Origin of the sequence: Aeromonas sp. ZOR0002 (assembly GCF_963866995.1) — a bacterium.
Taxonomy (GTDB): Bacteria; Pseudomonadota; Gammaproteobacteria; order Enterobacterales; family Aeromonadaceae; genus Aeromonas; species Aeromonas caviae.
This window is the reverse complement of the sequence record NZ_CAWMFQ010000246.1, coordinates 1-563: the sequence shown is the minus strand read 5'-3', so window position 1 is coordinate 563 and position 563 is coordinate 1. Positions and strand designations below refer to the sequence as shown.

The following is a 563-nucleotide window of genomic DNA, read 5'->3' as shown; positions in this document are numbered from 1 at the left end:
CACCACCCGCTGGCCCGCGCCGTGGTGACGGCGGCCAGCGAACGGGGCCTCAGCCTCGCCGCCGCCCAGGAGCTGCGCGCCCTGCCCGGCATGGGGGTAGAGGGTCGCATCGACGGAGTCCTCTGGCAGCTGCTGGCACCGAGCCGGGTCGCCACCCTGGATGCGGCGATGCAGGCCCGGGTCGCCACCCTGGAGCAGCAAGGCAAGACAGTGGTGGTGCTCGGTCAGCCTGACGCCGCCCCGGCCGCCCTGCTGGCACTTCGCGACCAGATCCGCCCCGAGGCGGCTGCGGCGCTGCAAGAGCTCAACCAGCTCGGCCTGCAGAGCATCATGCTGACCGGGGACAACCCCCGCGCCGCCGAGGCCATCGCCGGCGAGCTCGGCATGGGCTGGCGCGCCGGCCTGCTGCCGGAGGGCAAGGTCGATGAGATCGCCAAGCTCGGTCTGACGCAAAAGGTCGCGATGATCGGCGACGGCATCAACGACGCACCGGCCATGAAGCGGGCCAACATCGGCATCGCCATGGGAGGCGGCACCGACGTGGCGCTGGAGACCGCCGATGC

1 protein-coding gene is annotated in these 563 nt (G+C 72.5%); it reads left to right on the top strand.

The features are described 5' to 3' along the window. The coding region (locus AACR77_RS13815) for an HAD-IC family P-type ATPase (RefSeq protein ID WP_042882274.1) at positions 1–563 on the top strand (563 nt) is incomplete at both ends.